This window comes from Streptomyces sp. CWNU-52B (assembly GCF_047444975.1).
Taxonomy (GTDB): Bacteria; Actinomycetota; Actinomycetes; order Streptomycetales; family Streptomycetaceae; genus Streptomyces.
The window spans coordinates 260,335-280,670 of sequence record NZ_JBLFJV010000021.1 but is presented as its reverse complement, the minus strand read 5'-3'; the positions used below and the strand labels follow the sequence as shown (position 1 = coordinate 280,670).

Here is a 20,336-nt window from a genome sequence, read left to right as displayed (position 1 = left end):
GGGCACGCGGTAGCGAGGGGCAATGGCCCGTCCGGCAGCAGCCGGAGATCACTGCTCGCGCAGCGCGACCGACCCGCACGACGGGTCGGCCGCCGGTGAGGAGAAGGTCAGCTGCGAGCCGGTCGGGTTGTGCTCGACGCGGAGCGGCCCACGTCGTGGCGGTACGCGACGAGGGTGCCGCGCTCCTTCGTTCTCCCCGGTTCGGGCGTTCTCCCTGGTTCAGGAAACGCGGGCTCAGGAAGCGCGATGGGAGTTGCGCGCCGCGGTCGCCTCCGGGAGCGGGGTCTGCGCCGCCCGGGTCACGTCCGCGACCAGCTCGACGACATCGGGCCCGTACGCCTGGGAGTTCACGACCTTCAGGAGGAGGGCGAAGGAACTGTCGCCGTGCTTGCGGTACAACCGCTCGTGGTTGCGGGCCAGGTAGCGCGTCGCCGCCTGGTTGGTGATCGCGCGCTGGCCGCAGAACAGGAACACGGGCCTGCCGAGGCCCGGCTGCCCCGCGGTGAGCCGCGCGAGCAGTACGTACTCGGCCAGCCCCGGCTCCATGCGGTGGCGCTCGGTGCCTATCTGGAACGCGAGCCGGTCCGGGCCCGGTTCCGGGTCGGTGTTCACCCGCACCCCCGGCAGCATGGCCTGCATGTGGGCGGCCATCCGGCGGTTCGACCCCGGGCCGCCGACGCAGAACTCCGTGCGTTCCCCGAAGCCCTGCCGTGCCGCGTCCTGGGTGATCACATCGGCGTGCGCGTTGCAGTCCTTGATCAGCGCGGCGAGTTCCAGGAGGGCGAACACGTCGTAGCGGTGCACGGCCAGATCGGGGCTGCCGGCGTCGCGGTTGACCACGAGCAGCGACTCGGAGTGGTCGGGCAGCCCGAAGAAGGCCTGCTTGCGGCGGAGCTTCCGCTTCCACAGGTAGGTCCGGGCGATCCAGCCCAGCGAGGCACTGAGCCCCGCCGCGAGCACCCCCAGGACGATGTTGCGCACGTCGTCTGTCATGGGCGCGCATGCTAGCGGGCGCGCCACGCGTGTTCGAGAGGGACCTGACGTGGCCGCGTCGAGGCGGTTACGCTGCGCGGACTGTTGCTGACTGGAGGTACTGATGGGGCGCTCGGTTGCGCGGAGGCTTGGTGTGCTGGCGGTGTCGGCCGCTGTGGTGTCGGTGGGGGCGGCGGCGCCACCCGCCGGGGCCGGGACCGCCGCAGGCGGCACCGGCGGGGCGGAGAAGGTACCGGTCGCGGTCGGGTACGGCGGAGCCGTCTCCAGCGTCGACGCGGACGCCTCGGCCGCCGGTGTGGAGGTCCTCCGCAAGGGCGGCAACGCGGTGGACGCCGCCGTCGCCACGGCGGCCGCCCTCGGCGTCACCGAGCCGTACTCGTCGGGCGTCGGCGGAGGCGGCTACTTCGTCTACTACGACGCCAAGTCCCGTACGGTGCACACGATCGACGGGCGGGAGACGGCGCCCCTGACCGCCGACTCGGGGCTGTTCCTGGAGAACGGCCAGCCGATCCCGTTCGCCGACGCGGTGACCAGCGGCCTGGGTGTGGGCACACCCGGCACGCCCGCCACCTGGCAGACGGCACTGGACAGCTGGGGCAGCAAGGGTCTCGGGTCGCTGCTGAGGCCCGCGGAGCGGCTCGCCCGGGACGGCTTCACCGTCGACGAGACGTTCCGCTCGCAGACCGAGTCCAACGAGGCGCGGTTCAGGAACTTCCCCGACACCGCCGAACTGTTCCTGCCGGGCGGTTCGCTGCCGGTGGTCGGCTCGACGTTCAAGAACCCCGATCTGGCCCGTACGTACCAGGAGTTGGGCCGCAAGGGCGTGGGCGCGCTGTACGGCGGCAAGCTCGCCCAGGACATCGTCGACACGGTGAACCAGCCGCCGGTGGACCCGGCCTCGGGGTACGACGCCCGCCCCGGTGACCTGTCCCTGAAGGACCTGGCGAAGTACCGCGCGAAGCGGCAGGCGCCCACGAAGACCTCGTACCGCGGTCTGGGCGTCTACTCCATCGCGCCCTCCTCCTCCGGCGGCACCACGGTCGGCGAGGCCCTCAACATCCTTGAGGGCACCGACCTTTCGGTGGCGTCCGACGCCCAGTACCTGCACCGCTACATCGAGGCGAGCCGGATCGCGTTCGCGGACCGGGGGCGCTGGGTGGGCGACCCCGCCTTCGAGGACGTACCGACGAAGGAACTGCTCTCGCAGAGGTTCGCCGACGCGCGCGCGTGCCTGATCGAGGACGACGCGGTGCTCACCAGCCCGCTGGCGCCGGGCGACCCGCGCGACCCGGCGGCGTGCGCGGCCGGCGGCAAGGCCGCCCCGACGACGTACGAGGGCGAGAACACCACCCATCTGACGGCGGCCGACAAGTGGGGCAACGTCGTCGCCTACACCCTCACCATCGAGCAGACCGGCGGCAGCGGCATCACCGTCCCGGACCGCGGGTTCCTCCTCAACAACGAGCTGACCGACTTCTCCTTCGCCCCGGCGAGCCCGGCCGTGCACGACCCGAACCTGCCAGGACCCGGCAAGCGTCCGCGCTCGTCGATCTCGCCGACGATCGTGCTCGACCGGCACGACAAGCCGGTGGTGGCGCTCGGCTCACCCGGTGGCGCGACCATCGTCACCACGGTCCTGCAGACCCTGACGGGCTTCCTCGACCGGGGTCTCCCGCTGGTCGACGCGATCGCCGCCCCGCGGGCCAGCCAGCGCAACCAGACGACCACCGAGCTCGAACCGGGCCTGTGGGACAGCCCGTTGAGGGCCCAGCTGGAGGGCATCGGCCACGGCTTCCGGCAGAACCCGGAGATCGGCGCGGCGACGGGGATCCAGCGACTGTCCGACGGCAAGTGGCTGGCGGCCGCGGAGCCCGTGCGCAGGGGCGGCGGCTCGGCGATGGTGGTGCGGCCGGCGCCGTAGGCCCACGAGAACGAGCACGACGGCTGACGGCTGACAGCTGACGACTGACGGCTGCTGGCTGCTGGCCGGCGCGGGCCGGGCGTACCCGACGGGATCGGGCGCGTCCGGCCCGCGCCGGTCCGGCCGGTCGGCGGTGCCCCGGAACCCGCCCGAACGGCGCTCGGGGGTAATAGAGTGGCGCAATGGTGCGAACCCCGCTGAACCCCGAGGCGGCCGCCGTGTGGTGGAGACCGCCGCGAGTGCAGGCCCCTCCGCCGACGCGAGGTGGCCGTGTGTCACCACCCGTTCCCTCACGTCACGTTCCGGGGCGGTAACCGCACTCTGCGTCCAGGCCGAAAACGTGTCGTAGCGCTTCCGTAACACGAATGGTGTTTTCTACCGGATCGGAGTACTCCGGTCCGGCGTGGGGTGAAGGCAATGGCAGTGGAACAACTCCCGGGCCAAGTGCGGGAGTTCGCGCAGTACCTCAGTGGCCTGCTGTCCCGGCTCGACCAGGGCGGGGGCTGGTGCGGCGTGTTCTGGCAGCGCGACCCCGACGGCATGCGGGCCTGCCTGGACGGCTGGGAGGTACCACCGTGGGACGTCGTGGAGGCCATCCTCCAGGACCTGGCCGCCGAGTACGGGGAGCGGGCCGCCGCCCAGGAGACCGAGCGGGCCCGGACGCTGCACGGCGCCTCCCTCACCGCGTACGACGGCCGGTCCGGCGGCCGGGACGCCCTCGGTGACCGGCTCGACGTCATGCTCCGCGAACAGCGCTACGCCGCCGAGCGGCTCACCGAACTCGGACGGGCGCTGCCCGAGGCCACCACCCAGCAGGAGACCGACTCCCTCCGCCTCGATCTGGCCTGGGCCCGCGACGACCACGACCGTGCCACGGCCCGCTGCGCCGAGATCCGCTCCCGCATCGACGAGCTGGACCGGCGGACGGCCGGCGGACACGCCCAGGAGGCCCTGGCGATGCCGCCCGTCGACGACGGCGCGGGCCCTTTCTGGATCGACGAGCCGGTCGGCGAACCAGCCGACGGGCCTGTTCACGAGCCCATCCACGAACCGCGCCGCGGGGGAGACGGCGGCGCTGACCGTGCCCGGCCGGCCTCCGACGAGGACGACTGGCCGGACCTGTGGCGCGACGCCTCCGCGGACCGGGCCGCACGCCGGAACACCGCCCCGGACCCCGACCCCGACGGCCAGGACCCCGCGTCCCCGCACGGATCCGCCGCCGCTCCGTCCGACACGGCACCCCCCGAACAGCACGAACCCCCCGAACCCCCGGCTCCCAAGCAGCGCTTCAGGCGCCGTATCCGCGGTGGTGCCCGGGGCAGCGCCCGCTTCGCCGGCCTGCCGGACGCCGAGGACGACACCGGCGCCGTCGTCGTACCTCCCGTGCCGGCGCCGCAGCCCGCGGAGGGCGCCCCGCGCGGCGCCCGGTTCGCCGGGGGCGCCGAGGACGGCGACGGGTCCGGGCCACGGCGTGAGCCGCTGGACGACGAGGCGCGGCGGACCACGGTCGAGACCGTCAGGAAGCTCGTCCGGCTGCGGAGCGAGGGCCGTACCGGCGAGGCGCACGCCGTGCTCGTCGAGGCCGCGTACTGGCCCGCGGCCGGCTTTCCGCTCCTCGCCGCCGAACTGCACCGCGCCGGACTCGGCGCCGACTGGGCCACCCTCCTGTGGGAGGTGGTCTCCCTGCCCGCCGACCGGCTGGTCGCCGCGGCCGAGGCACTGGTGGCCGCCGGACGCACGGCGGACGGCGAGCAGATGCTCCGGCAGGGAGTGGTGCGCCCGGCCCCGGAGATAGGCGAGGCCGTCCTGGGGCTAGTCGAGGAGGGCCGGCACCGCGAGGTCCGCGCCCTCGTGGACGCGTACGTCCGGGTGCGCTCTCCCGAAGAGGCCGTCCGCAGCATCGACGCCAACCCGCAGCTCCTCGCGCCGATCCTCCTGGAGGCGGCCCGCGAGGTCTCGGAGCAGCGGTACTGGGACCTGATCCATGCCCTGCGGGTGGCGGGCTACACGGCGTGAGCGCGCCGGTCCACGGCTCCGGAGCAGCCGTCGGCTCACCCACTGGGGTGCGAAACATGATCGACTCCGCCGGTTAACGACGATGGTCTTGCCCAGTGCGGCGGCGAGGCTTACTTTCAGGGCTCTACGCCCGGTGTCTACGGGCGTAGAGGCTCTCTGACGTCACGTCGAAGGAGCAGCTCATGGTCCACGTCGTACGCGCCGCCCTGGTCCAGGCCACCTGGACCGGCGACACCGCATCCATGGTCGCCAAGCACGAGGAGCACGCCCGCGAGGCGGCCCGGCAGGGCGCGAAGATCATCGGATTCCAGGAAGTCTTCAACGCCCCCTACTTCTGCCAGGTCCAGGAACCGGAGCACTACCGCTGGGCGGAACCGGTACCGGACGGGCCGACCGTCACCCGGATGCGGGAACTCGCCCGCGAGACCGGCATGGTCGTCGTGGTCCCGGTGTTCGAGGTCGAACAGTCCGGCTTCTACTTCAACACCGCCGCGGTCATCGACGCCGACGGCACGTACCTCGGCAAGTACCGCAAGCACCACATCCCCCAGGTCAAGGGCTTCTGGGAGAAGTACTACTTCAAGCCGGGCAACCTGGGCTGGCCCGTCTTCGACACAGCGGTCGGCAAGGTCGGCGTCTACATCTGCTACGACCGCCACTTCCCGGAGGGCTGGCGCCAACTAGGCCTGAACGGCGCCCAGCTCGTCTACAACCCGTCGGCCACCTCCCGGGGCCTGTCCGCCCACCTGTGGCAGCTGGAACAGCCGGCCGCCGCCGTCGCCAACGAGTACTTCATCGCCGCGATCAACCGGGTCGGCGAGGAGGAGTACGGGGACAACGACTTCTACGGGACGTCGTACTTCGTGGACCCGCGCGGCCAGTTCGTCGGTGAGCCGGCGAGCGACAAGAGCGAGGAACTCGTCGTCCGTGACCTCGATCTCGACCTGATCGACGAGGTCCGCCGGCAGTGGGCCTTCTACCGGGACCGCCGCCCCGACGCGTACGAGGGGCTGGTGCAGCCGTGACGACAGACGCTCCCCGGGGTCCGGCCCACGGCACGGCCCGCGCTCTGCACCAGCGCCACCGGGCGGTCCTGCCCGACTGGCTCGCCCTGTACTACGCCGAGCCCGTCGAGCTCACCCACGGCGAGGGCCGCCACGTGTGGGACGCCGAGGGCAACAAGTACCTCGACTTCTTCGGCGGCATCCTCACCACGATGACCGCGCACGCCCTGCCCGAGGTGACGAAGGCCGTCAGCGAGCAGGCCGGCCGGCTCAACCACTCCTCCACGCTCTACCTCAACCGGCCGATGGTCGACCTGGCGGAGCGGATCGCCGCGCTGTCGGGCATCCCGGACGCGCGCGTCTTCTTCACCACCTCGGGCACCGAGGCCAACGACACCGCGCTGCTCCTGGCCACCGCGTACCGCGGCGGCAACCAGATCCTGGCGATGCGCAACAGCTACCACGGCCGTTCGTTCAGCGCGGTCGGCATCACCGGCAACAAGGGCTGGTCACCGACGAGCCTGTCGCCCCTCCAGACGCTGTACGTGCACGGCGGCGTCCGCACCCGTGGCCCGTACGCCGATCTCGACGACCCCGGTTTCATCCGGGCCTGTGTCGCCGACCTGGAGGACCTGCTCGGCCATGTGCGCCCGCCCGCGGCCCTGATCGCCGAACCGATCCAGGGCGTCGGCGGCTTCACCTCACCGCCGGACGGCCTGTACGCGGCGTTCCGCGAGGTCCTCCAGGAGCGCGGCATCCTGTGGATCAGCGACGAGGTGCAGACCGGCTGGGGCCGGACCGGCGACCACTTCTGGGGCTGGCAGGCACACGGGCAGAGCGGCCCGCCCGACATCCTCACCTTCGCCAAGGGCATCGGCAACGGCATGTCCATCGGCGGAGTCGTCGCCCGCGCCGAGATCATGAACTGCCTCGACTCGAACTCGATCTCGACCTTCGGCGGCACCCAGGTCACGATGGCGGCGGGCCTCGCCAACCTCACGTACCTCCTTGAGCACGACCTCCAGGGCAATGCCCGCAGGGTCGGCGGCCTGCTCATCGAACGGCTGCGGGCCGTCACCGCACAGTTCCCCGGGGTGCGGGAGGTACGGGGCCGCGGGCTGATGGCCGGCATCGAGCTGGTGCGGCCCGGCACCGACGAGGCGGATCCGGACGCGGCCACGGCCGTGCTCGAAGCGGCCCGCGAGGAGGGCCTGTTGATCGGCAAGGGCGGCGGCCACAGCACCAGCGTCCTGCGCATCGCCCCACCCCTGTCGCTCACCGTGGCGGAGGCGGAGGAGGGCACGGCGATGCTGGAACGGGCCCTACACACCACCCACCCCTGAGCACCCGCAGGTCTCCCACAATCACCCGCACGACACCAGCGACCGCACCCTCAACCCACTCAGGGGCGCGGGGAACGGCGCGCTCAGCCCCCAGGCACCCGCACGACACCAGCGACCTCACCCCCGACCCACCCAGGGGCGCGGGGAACGGCGCGCTCAGCCCTCACGCACCCGCACGACACCAGCGACCTCACCCCCGACCCACCCAGGGGCGCGGGGAACGGCGCGCTCAGCCCCCACACACCCGCACCCGCAGACGCCGGCGCCGCCCACATCCCACCGGGGTACCCACGACAGGAGAGGAACCATGAGCACCCGTACAGCCATCCGCGGTGGCCTGGTCATCACCGCCTCAGACGAACTCCACGCGGACGTCCTGGTAGAGGACGGCCGCATCGCCGCGCTGGCCACCACCGGCACCCCCACCGCCCACTCCTGGACCGCCGAGCGCACCATCGACGCCACCGGAAAGTACGTGATCCCGGGCGGAGTCGACGCCCACACCCACATGGAGATGCCCTTCGGCGGCACCTACGCCGCCGACACCTTCGAGACCGGCACCCGCGCCGCGGCCTGGGGCGGCACGACCACGATCATCGACTTCGCGATCCAGAGCGTCGGCCGCTCCCTGCGCGAGGGCCTCGACGCCTGGAACGCCAAGGCCGACGGCAAGTGCGCCATCGACTACGGCTTCCACATGATCGTCTCCGACGTCAACCAGAACACGCTCAAGGAGATGGACCTGCTGGTCGAGGAGGGCGTCACCTCCTTCAAGCAGTTCATGGCCTACCCCGGCGTCTTCTACAGCGACGACGGCCAGATCCTGCGCGCCATGCAGCGCGCCGCCGACAACGGCGGCCTGATCATGATGCACGCCGAGAACGGCATCGCCATCGACGTGCTGGTGGAACAGGCGCTCGCGCGGGGCGAGACCGACCCGCGGTACCACGGCGAGGTCCGCAAGGCCCTCCTCGAAGCCGAGGCCACCCACCGCGCCATCAAGCTCGCCCAGGTGGCCGGCGCGCCCCTGTACGTCGTGCACGTCTCGGCACAGGAGGCGGTCGCCGAACTCGCACGCGCCCGCGACCAGGGCCTGAACGTCTTCGGCGAGACCTGTCCGCAGTACCTGTTCCTGTCGACGGACAACCTCGCGGAGCCCGGCTTCGAGGGCGCCAAGTACGTCTGCTCGACACCGCTGCGGCCCCGTGAGCACCAGGCCGCCCTCTGGCAGGGCCTGCGCACGAACGACCTCCAGGTCGTCTCCACCGACCACTGCCCCTTCTGCTTCGTGGGCCAGAAGGAGAAGGGCCGGGGCGACTTCTCGAAGATCCCCAACGGTATGCCGGGCGTCGAGAACCGGATGGACCTGCTGCACCAGGCCGTCGTCGACGGACACCTCTCACGCCGCCGCTGGATCGAGATCGCCTGCGCCGCCCCGGCCCGGATGTTCGGCCTCTATCCGAAGAAGGGGACGATCACACCGGGCGCCGACGCGGACATCGTCGTCTACGACCCGCACGCCGAGCAGACCATGTCCGCCGAGACCCACCACATGAACGTCGACTACTCGGCGTACGAGGGCAGGCGTACCACCGGCCGCGTCGAGACGGTCCTGTCGCGCGGCGAACCCGTCATCACCGAGCGGGAGTTCACCGGGCGCGCCGGGCACGGCATCTATACCCCCCGGTCCACCTGTCAGTACCTGAACTAGGAGTGGCGCAGATGGACTTCGGACTCGTCCTGCAGACCGACCCACCGGCCTCGCGTGTCATCAGCCTGATGAAGCGCGCCGAGCGCAACGGCTTCTCGTACGGCTGGACCTTCGACTCCGCCGTGCTCTGGCAGGAGCCGTTCGTGATCTACAGTCAGATCCTCGCCAACACCACGACGTTGAAGGTCGGTCCGATGGTGACCAACCCGGGCACCCGCACCTGGGAGGTCACCGCCTCGACCTTCGCCACGCTCAACGACATGTTCGGCAACCGCACGGTCTGCGGCATCGGCCGCGGCGACTCCGCGATGCGCGTGGCCGGACGCAAACCCAACACCCTCGCGCGCATCAGCGAGGCCATCAAGGTGATCCGGGCGCTGGGACGCGGCGACGAGGCCGACCTCGGCGGCACGGCGATCAGGTTCCCGTGGATCGGGCCCGGCGCCGAACTCCCCGTCTGGATGGCCGCGTACGGGCCCAAGGCGTTGAAGACGACCGGCGAGGAGGCGGACGGCTTCATCCTCCAGCTCGCCGACCTGTATCTCACCGAGTACATGGTGAAGGCGGTGAAGTCCGCGGCGGCCGCGGCGGGACGCGACCCGGCCGAGGTCACCATCTGCGTGGCCGCGCCCGCCTACGTCACCGAGGACGACTCGCCCGAGGCGCTCGCCCACGCGCGTGAGCAGTGCCGCTGGTTCGGCGGCATGGTCGGCAACCACGTCGCCGACCTGGTCGCCAAGTACGGCGAGCACTCCGCCGCCGTGCCCGACGAACTCACCGACTACATCAAGTCCCGCGAGGGCTACGACTACTCCCACCACGGACGCAGCGGGAACCCCGACACCCGGTTCGTGCCCGACGAGATCGTCGACCGGTTCTGCCTGATCGGCACGGCCGAGCAGCACATCGAGAAGCTGAACGCCCTGCGTGAGCTGGGCGTCGACCAGTTCGCCCTGTACGACATGCATGACGCTCAGGAGAGCGTCATCGAGGCGTACGGATCCACGGTGATCCCCGCGGTGAACAGGTGACCAGCTGACGGAAGGCCTCAAGTCCGTCCCCTTCCCACCTCCCCGGGAAGTGGACCGCACCACCCGTCCCCACGGCGCCGCCCGCACGGCCTCTCCCGTCCCACCTCATCGATTGGCCTGCTCATGACCGACACCGTCCCCACGGGGCCGCCGATATCCCAGTCCGCCGACGCCGACGGCCGGATCGAACTCAGCCCCGGCGCCTTCCCCACCGACAGCCCCTTCGCCAACGAGGACCTGCGCCCCGTCGCCGTCTCCGAGCGCACGTGGACGACGTACAACTTCGCGGCGCTGTGGGTCTCCATGGCGCACTGCATCCCCAGCTGGACCCTGGCCTCCGGCCTGGTCGCCCTCGGCATGGACTGGAAACAGGCCGTCTTCACCATCGCCCTCGCCAACGTCATCGTGCTGCTCCCGATGCTGGCCACCGGGCACGCCGGACCCAAGTACGGCATCCCCTTCCCCGTACTGGCCCGTGCCTCCTTCGGGCTGCGCGGGGCCAACGTCCCGGCGCTGATCCGGGCGGCCGTGGCCTGCGGCTGGTTCGGCATCCAGACCTGGATCGGCGGCAGCGGCATCTTCGCCCTGGGCTCCAAGCTGACCGGCGCCGAGTGGGAGGACGCGGGGCGGATCGCGGGCAACCCCTGGCCGCTGTGGCTGTGCTTCGTGCTCTTCTGGGCGGTGCAGATCGCCATCATCCACCGCGGTATGGACTTCCTGCGGCGCTTCGAGAACTGGGCCGCGCCCGTCGTGATCGTCGGCGCGTTCGTGCTGCTGATCTGGATCTCCGTGCAGGCCGACGGCTTCGGCGCGCTGCTCGACCAGCCCTCGAAGCTGGGCTGGGGCGCCGACTTCTGGCCGGTCTTCTTCCCGTCCCTGATGGGCATGATCGGCTTCTGGGCGACCCTGTCCCTCAACATCCCGGACTTCACCCGCTTCGGCGCCAGCCAGCGGGCGCAGACCTGGGGCCAGTCCCTCGGACTGCCGACGACCATGACGCTCTTCGCGGTCCTCGCCGTGCTGGTCACCTCCGGCTCCGAGGCCGTCTACGGAGAGGCGATCTGGGACCCGGTGGCCCTCGCGGCCAAGGCGGACAACGCGTTCGGACTGTTCTTCGCGCTCGTCATCGTGCTGGTCGCCACGGTCTCCGTGAACATCGCGGCGAACGTCGTCTCACCGGCGTACGACCTGTCCAACCTGGCGCCCAAGTTCATCAACTTCCGTACGGGCGCGCTGATCACGGGTGTCATCGGCGTCCTGATCTTCCCGTGGAAGCTGATCTCCACCCCGGAGTTCTACATCTTCACCTGGCTCGGTGTGGTCGGCGGGCTGCTCGGCACGGTCGCGGGCATCCTGATCGCCGACTACTGGATCGTCCGCCGTACGGTCCTGCACCTCGCGGACCTCTACACGGCCGGCGGACGCTACTGGTACACCAACGGCTGGAACTGGCGGGCGGTGCTGGCCTTCGCGGTCGGCGGGATCCTGGCCGTCGGCGGCTCGTACTCGAACGTCGACGCCGAGGGGGCGAAGCTCGGCCCGTTCCCGGTCGACGGACTCATCCCGTTCCTCGAGCCGCTCGCGGACTACGGATGGGCGGTCGGGCTCGGCTCGTCGCTCGTGCTGTACGTCGCGCTGATGGCCCCCGTGGCACGGGCCGAACGGGAGGAGCGCGCCACCGGCCCCACCGAGGCCGGCTGACCGCGCCCGGCCGCGCCGGGAGCCGCCGCTACTGGGCGGCCTCCAGCGCGGCCATCCCCTCCTTGGCGGCCTTGATGGCACCCTTGTTGATCTCGTCCGTACCAGGTGCCTTCTTGCTCTCGAAGTCACTGCCGTTGTACGTGACGACCACCAGGGCGTTGGACGCGTGGACGATCACCATGCCCTCGCGGGTCTGCTGCTTGTCGTCGGTGGTGAGGTTCACCACCGAGTAGGCCTCGTCCCCGAGACCGGGAACCTCGCCCCCGCCGCTCTTCTCCGCGGTGCGCTGCTTGTAGGAGGCCAGGGCGGTCTCGTCGGACTTCTTGATCTCGTACGAGATGTCCAGCCAGCGGTAGTCGAATCCCTTGAGCGCGTTCCAGGAACAGGTGCGGCGCAGGGACTCGTCGGTCGAGGGGATCTCCTTGCCCGCCGTCTTCGCGCCGGGCACCAGCGAGGTCACCGTCTTCTTGGTCACGCCCTCGCAGGGCGCGGGAGAGTCACGGTAGGTGCGGGTCGCGGCGGCGGTCGCGGGTGCCGAAGGCGACGCCCCGCGGTCGGGCTCGGCCTTGTTCTCCGTGGTGGGAGACGCGGCGAGCGGCCCGGACGACAGCGCCCAGCCCGCCGTGGCGAGCACGACGACCGGCGCAAGACGCGCGGTGAGAGCGAGGGGAAGAGATCGCACGGCGCACATTTCGTGGGGGACGGTGCGGAGGGGTCCGCACGGCGGGCGGGACGCCAGTGTCACATGAGTGGCTGTAGGGCGGAAGTGAGAACTCGCTCCGTGGCCGCGCGGTGACAGGAACGCGCCCCCGCCCCTCGCCGGCCGCCACCGGTACGGCGGCGCCCGGGGCAGCGCCCGCCCGACGCGGTCCACAGCCGTGCACGCGCCGTACGCGATCAGCCGGACCGGACAGCGGTCCGCGTACGACGGCCCGGCCTGCGGGCCCTGCCGAGGTCGCCGTGCAACTCGGCCACGGGGCGGCTGAGTTGACGATACGGACCGACGGCGACGGGTCCGCCGGAGCGGGCGGAGACACCCGGTCGGGAGTGCCTCGTGCGCGCCGCGGACGCGAGGTCACCGCGTTCGCCGCCCGGGGCCTCACCGGCTGTGCCACGGGACGCGGTGGCGGAGGGAAGGCTTCCGGCGAGGCTCGTGTGATGATCTGCCCGTGATCGCGACACCCCCGAGAACGTCCCGGAGCGCCGCCCTCGCCTGCCTGCTGACCTTGACCCTGGCGTTGGCGGCGAGCGGGTGCGGGCTCTCCGCCGAACTGGAACGAGAGCGCAACCCCGAACTCAAGCCGCCACCGGCACCGTCCCCGACCGTGCGGCCGCCCCGGTCTCCGTCCCCGCCCCCTTCCCCGTCCTCGCCCCCGGGGCTCTCGCTCCCGGAGCCGTCGCCGGCCGTCTCCGCGGACCGCACCGGGAGCTGCCCGGCGTCCGGCCTGCGCTTCGAGGCCGACCAGGGCGACGCGGCGATGGGGCTGCGCGCCATGGGCCTGGACGTCACCAACTGCGGTGACCGGCCATACAGGTTGAACGGCTATCCGGCCGTCACCGTGCTGGACTCCTCGCGCGACCCCTTCCCGGGGGTACGGACCGTCGAGGGCACGGACAAGGTGTTCATGGCACCGCACGACCCGGGCCCCCGCGCGCTCACGCTGGCCCCCGGCGAGAGTGCGCACGCGTCCCTGTACTGGCGGATGAACAACACCTCCGGCGTATACCTGCGCGTCGCCCCGAAGAAGGGCGACGCCACGGTGACCGTGCAGCCGCCGTATCCGCTGGACATCGGCCCGGAGAACGTCCTGGGGACGACCGCCTGGCAGCCCGCGCGGCCCCGGTCCGTACAGCCCGCACAGCCCCGGTGACGGGGTCGGCCACGGGGGTTCAGACGTCGGCGGCGGCCGCGGTGGCCTCCAGGACGGCCATGGCGCTGGGCAGCTTCATCGCGGCCTGGGTCCAGGCGAGCGAGCGCGGCCCGTCGAGTACCTCACCGGAGACCTCGTCGCCCCGGTGCGCCGGCAGGTCGTGCAGGAACGACGCGTCCGGCCACCGGTCCAGCAGCGCGGCGTCGACATGGAACGGCCGGAACGTCTCCCGCCATGCGGGATCGTCCTTGCTGGTGCCCGTGGTCTGCCAGCGCGTCGTGTACACGACGTCCACGTGGTCCGGCACCTCGGCCACGTCGTGCGTCTCGCTCAGCACGGCACCCTTCTCACCGGCGATCCGGCGCGCCGTCCCGAGCACGTCCGCCGCCAGCCCGTACCCGGGCGGTGTGACGAAGACGGCACGGGCACCGGGCACCGGGGCGATGCCGTACGCCAGCGCCACGGCCGTGTTGTTGCCCTCACCGATGTACAGGAGGCTGAGACCGTCCAGGTCGCCGTGGACCAGGGCGAGCGTGGCCAGGTCGCACACCCCCTGGGTCGGGTGCTCCTCCGCAGCCATGGCGTTGATCAGCGGGAGCCCGCCCTCACGGGACAGCTCACGGAGCTCGTCGAGGGGGCCGGAGGTCCGGGCGACGAGCAGGTCCAGCATGGAGCCGAGGACCTGTGCCGTGTCGCCCACCGACTCCCCGGTGTCCAGCTGGAGATCGTGCGGCCCGTAGGCGATCGGCACGCCGCCGAGTCTCGCGATGCCCGTCTGGAAGGCCGTGCGCGTCCGTGTCGAGGTGCGGGTGAACAGCACGCCGCCCAGCCGCCCGCGCAGCGGCAGATCGTGCGCCCCGCGGTCGTGGAACAGCTCGACCGACCGTGCGACGAGCGTCCGGAGCGTGGCGGGATCCGTCTGGGCCAGCGAGAACAGCCCGCGCTCGGGGACGGCGTCCGGTCTGCCGTAGAGACGGTTCACTCGACATCCTTCCCTGACACCACTGCCCGTCGGCCACTGCCACTGCGAGGATGTCAGTACGCCGCCGGAGGGACACCGGCGAGAACCGGCCATGCCGTCGGCACCGACGGACGGAATCACCCGGTGCTCCTGCGGTCCGCGCCCCTCTCCGGGTGGTAGATCTGCCGCATGAGTACCTACGCCGACAAGCTCGCCCCGACGCCTGGAGAGCGTTCCGGCCGGGCGCCCGAGGGCGGGCCGCTGTCCATGGGGGTGGAGGAGGAGTTCTTCGTGGTCGACACACGGACGCAGGAACTCGTCGACAGCGCGGACCTGCTCGACCGGGTGTGCCGGGACGACACCGAGCACTACAGCTCGGAGCTGCGCCCCTGCATGGTGGAGAGCCGCACCGGCATCTGCTGGAGCCTGGCCGAACTGCGTACCGATCTACGGGCCAGGCGGGACGCGTTGACCGGTGCCGCGGCCGGCACGGGCACCTCCGTCGTCTCCTCCGGCACCTACCCGCCGGCCGACTGGCGGCGGGTGGGCTTCACGGACCGGCCCCGGTACGAGCACATCGCCGAGGCCTTCGCGCGGCTCGCCGACGAGCACCTGATCTGTGCCTGCCATGTGCATATCGGTGTCGAGGACCGTGACACCGCTGTCGAGGTGATGAACCGTGTACGGCGCTGGCTGCCCGTCCTGTCGGCCCTGTCGGCGAGTTCGCCGTTCTGGACGGAGCAGGACACGCGGTACGCGAGCTATCGCAGTACCGTCTGGTCCCGCTGGCCGATGGCCGGGGTGCCGCCCACCGTGTCCTCTTACGCCGACCACTGCGAGCGCGTCGGCCGGCTCGTCGGTACGGGAACCAGCGCCGACGCCGGGCAGGTGTTCTGGGACGTCCGGCCGGGCACCAAGTACCGCACGGTGGAGTTCCGCATCGCCGACGCCTGCACGACGATCGACGAGGCCGTCCTCCAGGCCGCTCTGTCGCGGGCGTTGGTCCACCGCTGTCTGACCGACATCGCGCGGGGCGACCCGGCTCCCGAGGTGGCTCCCGAACTGCTGAACGCGGCCAGGTGGCGCGCCGCCCGCTTCGGGCTCACCGAGAAGCTGATCGATCCCTCGACGGCCGAACTCGTCCCGGCCGCCGAGCTGGTGGACCGGCTGCTCGACCATGTCGGAGGGCCTCTGGTGGCGGCCGGGGACTGGGCGGAGGTCACCGCGCTCGTACAGCGGACTCTCCGGTGGGGAAACTCCGCCGACCGGCAGCGACGGGCTTTCGCCGACAGCGGCAGCCTCACCGACGTGGTCAAGCAACTGATCGCCGAAACGATGACCGACGAGAAGGGATGAGGCCATGAGGCCCGAGACCGAGTGTGTGATCACCGCCTACCCGGACGGCCCCTACGTGGTACGCGGAGCGCGGCGCGTCGTCGACGCGGACGGCAACGAGTTCGAGATCACCCGGCCGGCGGTCGCCCTGTGCCGCTGCGGGCTCTCCGGGCAGAAGCCGTGGTGCGACAGCACCCACAAACTGGCCCGCCTGCGCAGCCAGGCCCGGCGAAGGCACGAGCGCGAGCTTGAACACGGGCGCGAGCATGAGCACGAGCACGAGGCGGACTGATCCGGTCGACCATCCGGCCGTCCGGCCATCCGGCCATTGGGTCACCCGTCATCCGGTCGGCCGCAGTGTCGGCACCCCCTTCTGCCAGCGGCCGAGCAAGTAGTCGCAGGACGCCGCGTCAAGACCGGCCCAGGTCCGGGCGCCGAAGAGCACCTCGCGCGCCGCCGCAGGTTCCTGTGCCAGCAGTCCGCCCACCAGGTCGTGCAGCGCGATCATGTCGTGCACGGAGTCCGCGATCACGTGCTCGTCGAAGAAGTCCGTGGCCGAGGGGCCCAGACCGAGCCTGCGCAGTCCCTGAGCGACGTTCTTGTTGGCGAGCGCCGAGGTCAGCTCCGAGATCGCCAGGTGTCCCGCGACAGCCGCCCGCATCCGCCGGTGCAGGCCGAACATCGAACCGGCGTTGACCGCCGCCAGTGTCGGACCCGGCAGCGCGTCCAGGTACGCGCCGTAGCGGCTGTCCAGGTCCAGCGCGTCCATGGTGTTCCGGTACAGCACCGCGTGGATGCGGTCGGCCCGGCCGCTGCCGAACTCGTCGAACTCGACCTCCATCAGCGCGGCCTTGGCCTTCCCCGTCAGCCGCGGGACGGCCCAGGCGTGCGGGTCCGCCTCCTTGAGCTGGTAGGCCGACCGGTGGACGAGATAGTCCCGGAACTCCTGGCGGGTGGCCTCCTCGCGCAGATACCGCGACAACGACGGTCCGGGCTCGTCGGCCATCCGCCTCAGGGCCGCCACGGCGTCGGCCGCGCCCTCCGGCACGTCGAACCTGACGCGCAGCGCCGCCTCGAACTCCCGCTCCAGCCGGCCCCGCAGACCGAGCAGCGCGGGATGCCACTCCCAGCGGTCGTCCACGCCCGAGAACCCCCGGTAGTGCAGCTCGTAACACACGTACAGCGCGAGATGCAGGTCGTCGTCCGTGACCGGGTCCTCGGCGGTGACCGCGGGAGCCACGAACGGCCCCGGCTCGCCCGCCAGCGCGCGCAGGAGGGCCTCCGTCAGCGGGCCCCGCGGCGTCGGCAGCGGCGCGGCCTCGTGCTCCGAAGGCTCAGCAACGGTCTCTGCAACGTGTGCGCCCGCACCCATCCCAAGCCCCCTCATCACGCCGTCCGCGTACGGTCGACGGCCGACGGCCGTCCCGGTACGACCGACAGTAGAGCGAGGACCACCACCGTTCAATACCACCCGTAATCACTCATGTTCACAGTGTGATCGGAGGTGTGCCGGACGCCTGGGACGCCGAGGGCTCCACGGCGCCCGCCGACACAGGGCCGAGCTCTAACCTGAGGTCATGTTCACGACGCGACCCACGCTCCAGGGCACCTTCGGAATGGTCTCCTCCACCCACTGGCTCGCCTCGCAGTCGGCGATGGCGGTTCTTGAGGACGGCGGCAACGCGTACGACGCCGCCGTCGCCGCCGGTTTCGTACTGCACGTCGTCGAACCGCATCTCAACGGCCCCGCCGGTGAGGTCCCGATCATCCTCGCCCCGGCGGGCGGCGGGATACGGGTGCTGTGCGGGCAGGGCGTGGCACCGGGCGGGGCCACGATCGCCCACTACCGGGGACTCGGCCTGGACCTCGTCCCCGGCACCGGGCCCCTCGCGGCCGCCGTGCCCGGCGCCTTCGACGCGTGGATGATGCTGCTGCGCGACCACGGCACGAAGTCCCTGGCGGACGTCCTGAAGTACGCCATCGGCTACGCGGAGGACGGGCACGCGCCCGTGGAGCGCGTCGGCGAGACCGTGGACAGCGTACGAGTGCTCTTCGAGAGCGAGCCCGAGTGGGCGTCGTCCGCCGCCGTGTACCTGCCGGACGGGGAGCCTCCGCGGCCGGGCGAGCTGTTCCGCAACCCCGCCCTCGCCGCGACCTGGCGACGCCTGCTCGCGGAGGCGGAGGCGGAGGCGGAGGCGGAGGGGGCGGAGGCCGGGTCCGCAGCCCCCAGCTCACCCGGACCCGGACCCCGGCCCCGGGCGGGCGACAGCCGTGTCGCGGAGATCGAGGCCGCGCGGCGCGTCTGGCGCGAGGGATTCATCGCCGAGGCGCTGGTGCGGCAGGCGGCCCGGCCCACGCTGGACACCAGCGGCGAGCGCCACCGCGGCACCCTCACCGCGGCCGACCTGGCCTCCTGGTCGGCGTCCTACGAGGCCCCGGCCACCTACGAGTGGCGCGGCTGGACCCTGTGCAAGGCGGGCCCCTGGAGCCAGGGCCCGGTGCTCCTCCAGCAGCTGGCCCTGCTGCCGCCCGAACTGCCGCGGTACGGCTCCGCCGCGTACGTCCACCTGCTGATCGAGGGCTGCAAGCTCGCGATGGCCGACCGGGAGGCCTGGTACGGGGACGCGGGCGAGGTGCCCCTGGCGGACCTGCTGTCGCCGGAGTACAACGCCGGGCGGCGCGAGCTGGTCGGGGAGAAGGCCTCCCGTGAGCTGCGGCCGGGAAGTCCGGGCGGGCGCACTCCGCTGCTCAGCCACCACGCGCGCGCGGTGGCCACGGGGGAGCCCGGGTTCGACGTGCTCGCGGCGCCGGGGGCGGGGGAGCCGACGGTGGCCCGACCGCCGACCTCGCCCGTGCCCGGTGAGCCGGTCGTCTCGGCGGACGGCGGTACCCGGGGCGACACCTGCCACCTCGACATCGTCGACCGCTGGGGCAACATGGTCGCAGCCACGCCCAGCGGCGGCTGGCTGCAGTCCAACCCCGTCGTGCCCGAGCTGGGCTTCCCGCTCGGCACCCGGCTCCAGATGGCCTGGCTGGACGAGGGACTGCCGAACTCCCTGACCCCGGGCCGCCGTCCGCGTACGACGCTCACCCCGTCGCTCGCGCTGCGGGACGGCGTACCGGTCATGGCGTTCGGCACGCCCGGCGGTGACCAGCAGGACCAGTGGCAGCTGCACTTCTTCCTGGCCGTCGCCCTGCGCGCGGAGGTCCGCGGCGGCCTGGACCTGCAAGGCGCGATCGACACCCCGAACTGGCACAACGACAGCTTCCCCGGCTCCTTCCACCCGCGCGGCATGCGTCCCGGCAGCGTGACCGTCGAGTCCCGCACGGACCCCGGGGTCGTCGAGGAGCTGCGCCGCCGGGGCCACGACGTCCAGGTCGGCGACGCCTGGTCGGAGGGGCGGCTGTGCGCGGTGGCCCGGGACCCGCGGACCGGGGTGCTGTCGGCCGCGGCCAATCCGCGCGGGATGCAGGGGTACGCGGTCGGACGCTGACCTGTGCGCACCCGTTGTTCATGCCGATTCCACCCGTGATGCACCCACCAGGTGGGGATTGTCAGTGGCGCGTGCTCTCATGGAGGCATGATCGAACACATGGAAACCATCGACGAGTTTCTCGCACACCGCACCGCAGACGTCGAGGAGGCCGTGCGGAAGGCGGCCGCCGACGAGATCATGCCGCGCTTCCGGCAGCTCGAGGCGCACGAGATCGACGAGAAGAGCGGCCCGCACGACCTGGTCACGGACGCCGACCGCAAGGCCGAGGAGTACCTCACCGAGGTGCTGGTCAAGCTCCTGCCCGGCTCGGTGGTGGTCGGCGAGGAGGCCGTCCACGCCGACCCCGCGACGTACGAGGCGCTCCAGGGCGAGGCCCCCGTCTGGATCGTCGACCCGGTCGACGGCACGCGCCAGTTCGTGCACGGCGACCCCGGCTTCAGCACCCTGGTCGCGCTCGCCCAGGGCGGCGTGGTCCTGGCGTCCTGGACCTTCGCGCCGGCCCGTGAGCAGCTCGCCGTCGCGGTGCGCGGCCGGGGCGCCCTGCTCGACGGCGTACCCCTGCGGGCCGGCTCGCCCGCCCCGGGCCGTGACCTCGAAGTGGCCACGTCCCACCCGGACTACACGACGGACGACCAGAAGCGCGCGCTTCTGGGCCTGCGCACGCAGGGCGTCGCCCCGCGCCCCTGCGGCTCGGCCGGGCTGGAGTACCTCGCCGTCGCGCGCGGCGAGTTGGACGCCGTCGCGTTCTCCTGGGAGGCCGCCTGGGATCATGCGGCGGGGCTCCTGCTCGTCGAGGAGGCGGGCGGCACGCAGCTGACCCTCGCACAGGAACCGTTCCGGATAACCGGCGGCAACACCTTGCCGTTCACGGCGGCGCGGGACGAGGCCACCGCCCGCCGGGTCCTCGCACTGCTGTCCGGCGGTGTCTGAGCCCCGACAGCGTGGGGCTGAG

At 72.0% G+C, this 20,336-nt stretch carries 16 protein-coding genes; 12 read left to right on the top strand and 4 right to left on the bottom strand.

What is annotated here, in order from left to right; translation table 11 throughout:
* Nucleotides 1-234 precede the first annotated feature (234 nt).
* Nucleotides 235-993, bottom strand: coding sequence for a hypothetical protein (locus ACLVWQ_RS22120; protein WP_414110831.1), 759 nt, complete (start codon nucleotides 991-993; stop codon nucleotides 235-237).
* 103 nt (nucleotides 994-1,096) lie between these two features.
* Here ACLVWQ_RS22120 and ggt point away from each other — a divergent pair, with 103 nt between their 5' ends.
* From ggt to ACLVWQ_RS22085, 7 genes are all read left to right on the top strand, one after another.
* The gene (gene ggt, locus ACLVWQ_RS22115; RefSeq protein ID WP_414110830.1) at nucleotides 1,097-2,914 is read left to right on the top strand and encodes a gamma-glutamyltransferase; all 1,818 of its coding nucleotides are present in this window, start codon (nucleotides 1,097-1,099) and stop codon (nucleotides 2,912-2,914) included.
* Between the two features lie 417 nt (nucleotides 2,915-3,331).
* Nucleotides 3,332-4,930 carry a hypothetical protein gene (locus ACLVWQ_RS22110; protein WP_414110829.1) on the top strand — a complete coding sequence of 533 codons (1,599 nt, stop codon included), beginning with the start codon at nucleotides 3,332-3,334 and terminating at the stop codon, nucleotides 4,928-4,930.
* A 182-nt stretch (nucleotides 4,931-5,112) separates the two neighbouring features.
* Nucleotides 5,113-5,955, top strand: coding sequence for a nitrilase-related carbon-nitrogen hydrolase (locus tag ACLVWQ_RS22105; RefSeq protein WP_414110828.1), 843 nt, complete (start codon nucleotides 5,113-5,115; stop codon nucleotides 5,953-5,955).
* Nucleotides 5,952-7,277, top strand: a complete 1,326-nt coding sequence (locus ACLVWQ_RS22100) for an aspartate aminotransferase family protein (protein WP_414110827.1) — start codon at nucleotides 5,952-5,954, stop codon at nucleotides 7,275-7,277. The genes ACLVWQ_RS22105 and ACLVWQ_RS22100 overlap by 4 nt, the downstream gene beginning before the upstream one ends.
* Before the next feature lie 307 nt (nucleotides 7,278-7,584).
* Entirely contained in the window at nucleotides 7,585-8,988 is a 1,404-nt protein-coding gene (gene hydA / locus ACLVWQ_RS22095; protein ID WP_414110826.1) for a dihydropyrimidinase, read from the top strand.
* An 11-nt stretch (nucleotides 8,989-8,999) separates the two neighbouring features.
* A complete protein-coding gene (locus ACLVWQ_RS22090; RefSeq protein ID WP_414110825.1) occupies nucleotides 9,000-10,019 on the top strand; it encodes a TIGR03842 family LLM class F420-dependent oxidoreductase in 1,020 nt (339 codons plus the stop codon).
* Between the two features lie 123 nt (nucleotides 10,020-10,142).
* The gene (locus tag ACLVWQ_RS22085; RefSeq protein ID WP_414110824.1) at nucleotides 10,143-11,720 is read left to right on the top strand and encodes an NCS1 family nucleobase:cation symporter-1; all 1,578 of its coding nucleotides are present in this window, start codon (nucleotides 10,143-10,145) and stop codon (nucleotides 11,718-11,720) included.
* A 28-nt stretch (nucleotides 11,721-11,748) separates the two neighbouring features.
* On the opposite strand, the gene ACLVWQ_RS22080 is transcribed toward ACLVWQ_RS22085, so the two are convergent.
* A complete protein-coding gene (locus ACLVWQ_RS22080; protein WP_414110823.1) occupies nucleotides 11,749-12,411 on the bottom strand; it encodes a hypothetical protein in 663 nt (220 codons plus the stop codon).
* Between the two features lie 478 nt (nucleotides 12,412-12,889).
* Here ACLVWQ_RS22080 and ACLVWQ_RS22075 point away from each other — a divergent pair, with 478 nt between their 5' ends.
* On the top strand, nucleotides 12,890-13,591 hold the full coding sequence (locus tag ACLVWQ_RS22075) for a DUF4232 domain-containing protein (protein ID WP_414110822.1): 702 nt from the start codon (nucleotides 12,890-12,892) through the stop codon (nucleotides 13,589-13,591).
* 19 nt (nucleotides 13,592-13,610) lie between these two features.
* Here the strand turns inward: ACLVWQ_RS22075 and ACLVWQ_RS22070 are convergent, their stop codons facing one another.
* On the bottom strand, nucleotides 13,611-14,573 hold the full coding sequence (locus ACLVWQ_RS22070; protein ID WP_414110821.1) for an ornithine carbamoyltransferase: 963 nt from the start codon (nucleotides 14,571-14,573) through the stop codon (nucleotides 13,611-13,613).
* Nucleotides 14,574-14,741: 168 nt separating this feature from the next.
* Here ACLVWQ_RS22070 and ACLVWQ_RS22065 point away from each other — a divergent pair, with 168 nt between their 5' ends.
* A complete protein-coding gene (locus ACLVWQ_RS22065) occupies nucleotides 14,742-15,908 on the top strand; it encodes a glutamate--cysteine ligase (protein ID WP_414110820.1) in 1,167 nt (388 codons plus the stop codon).
* A gap of 4 nt (nucleotides 15,909-15,912) precedes the next feature.
* A complete protein-coding gene (locus ACLVWQ_RS22060; protein WP_414110819.1) occupies nucleotides 15,913-16,179 on the top strand; it encodes a CDGSH iron-sulfur domain-containing protein in 267 nt (88 codons plus the stop codon).
* Between the two features lie 48 nt (nucleotides 16,180-16,227).
* Here the strand turns inward: ACLVWQ_RS22060 and ACLVWQ_RS22055 are convergent, their stop codons facing one another.
* A complete protein-coding gene (locus ACLVWQ_RS22055; RefSeq protein ID WP_414110818.1) occupies nucleotides 16,228-17,259 on the bottom strand; it encodes an iron-containing redox enzyme family protein in 1,032 nt (343 codons plus the stop codon).
* A 205-nt stretch (nucleotides 17,260-17,464) separates the two neighbouring features.
* Here ACLVWQ_RS22055 and ACLVWQ_RS22050 point away from each other — a divergent pair, with 205 nt between their 5' ends.
* The gene (locus ACLVWQ_RS22050; protein ID WP_414110817.1) at nucleotides 17,465-19,381 is read left to right on the top strand and encodes a gamma-glutamyltransferase family protein; all 1,917 of its coding nucleotides are present in this window, start codon (nucleotides 17,465-17,467) and stop codon (nucleotides 19,379-19,381) included.
* 87 nt (nucleotides 19,382-19,468) lie between these two features.
* On the top strand, nucleotides 19,469-20,314 hold the full coding sequence (locus ACLVWQ_RS22045) for an inositol monophosphatase family protein (RefSeq protein WP_414110816.1): 846 nt from the start codon (nucleotides 19,469-19,471) through the stop codon (nucleotides 20,312-20,314).
* The last annotated feature ends 22 nt before the right edge of the window (nucleotides 20,315-20,336 follow it).

Excerpts from the sequence above, each read along its gene's own strand:
- hydA (WP_414110826.1), top strand. The coding sequence starts at position 7,585 with ATGAGCACCCGTACAGCCATCCGCGGTGGCCTGGTCATCACCGCCTCA.
- ACLVWQ_RS22085 (WP_414110824.1), top strand. The coding sequence starts at position 10,143 with ATGACCGACACCGTCCCCACGGGGCCGCCGATATCCCAGTCCGCCGAC.
- ACLVWQ_RS22065 (WP_414110820.1), top strand. The coding sequence starts at position 14,742 with ATGAGTACCTACGCCGACAAGCTCGCCCCGACGCCTGGAGAGCGTTCC.
- ACLVWQ_RS22105 (WP_414110828.1), top strand. The coding sequence starts at position 5,113 with ATGGTCCACGTCGTACGCGCCGCCCTGGTCCAGGCCACCTGGACCGGC.
- ACLVWQ_RS22050 (WP_414110817.1), top strand. The coding sequence starts at position 17,465 with ATGTTCACGACGCGACCCACGCTCCAGGGCACCTTCGGAATGGTCTCC.
- ACLVWQ_RS22120 (WP_414110831.1), bottom strand. The coding sequence starts at position 993 with ATGACAGACGACGTGCGCAACATCGTCCTGGGGGTGCTCGCGGCGGGG.
- ACLVWQ_RS22110 (WP_414110829.1), top strand. The coding sequence starts at position 3,332 with ATGGCAGTGGAACAACTCCCGGGCCAAGTGCGGGAGTTCGCGCAGTAC.
- ggt (WP_414110830.1), top strand. The coding sequence starts at position 1,097 with ATGGGGCGCTCGGTTGCGCGGAGGCTTGGTGTGCTGGCGGTGTCGGCC.
- ACLVWQ_RS22055 (WP_414110818.1), bottom strand. The coding sequence starts at position 17,259 with ATGGGTGCGGGCGCACACGTTGCAGAGACCGTTGCTGAGCCTTCGGAG.
- ACLVWQ_RS22060 (WP_414110819.1), top strand. The coding sequence starts at position 15,913 with ATGAGGCCCGAGACCGAGTGTGTGATCACCGCCTACCCGGACGGCCCC.
- ACLVWQ_RS22080 (WP_414110823.1), bottom strand. The coding sequence starts at position 12,411 with ATGTGCGCCGTGCGATCTCTTCCCCTCGCTCTCACCGCGCGTCTTGCG.
- ACLVWQ_RS22090 (WP_414110825.1), top strand. The coding sequence starts at position 9,000 with ATGGACTTCGGACTCGTCCTGCAGACCGACCCACCGGCCTCGCGTGTC.
- ACLVWQ_RS22045 (WP_414110816.1), top strand. The coding sequence starts at position 19,469 with ATGATCGAACACATGGAAACCATCGACGAGTTTCTCGCACACCGCACC.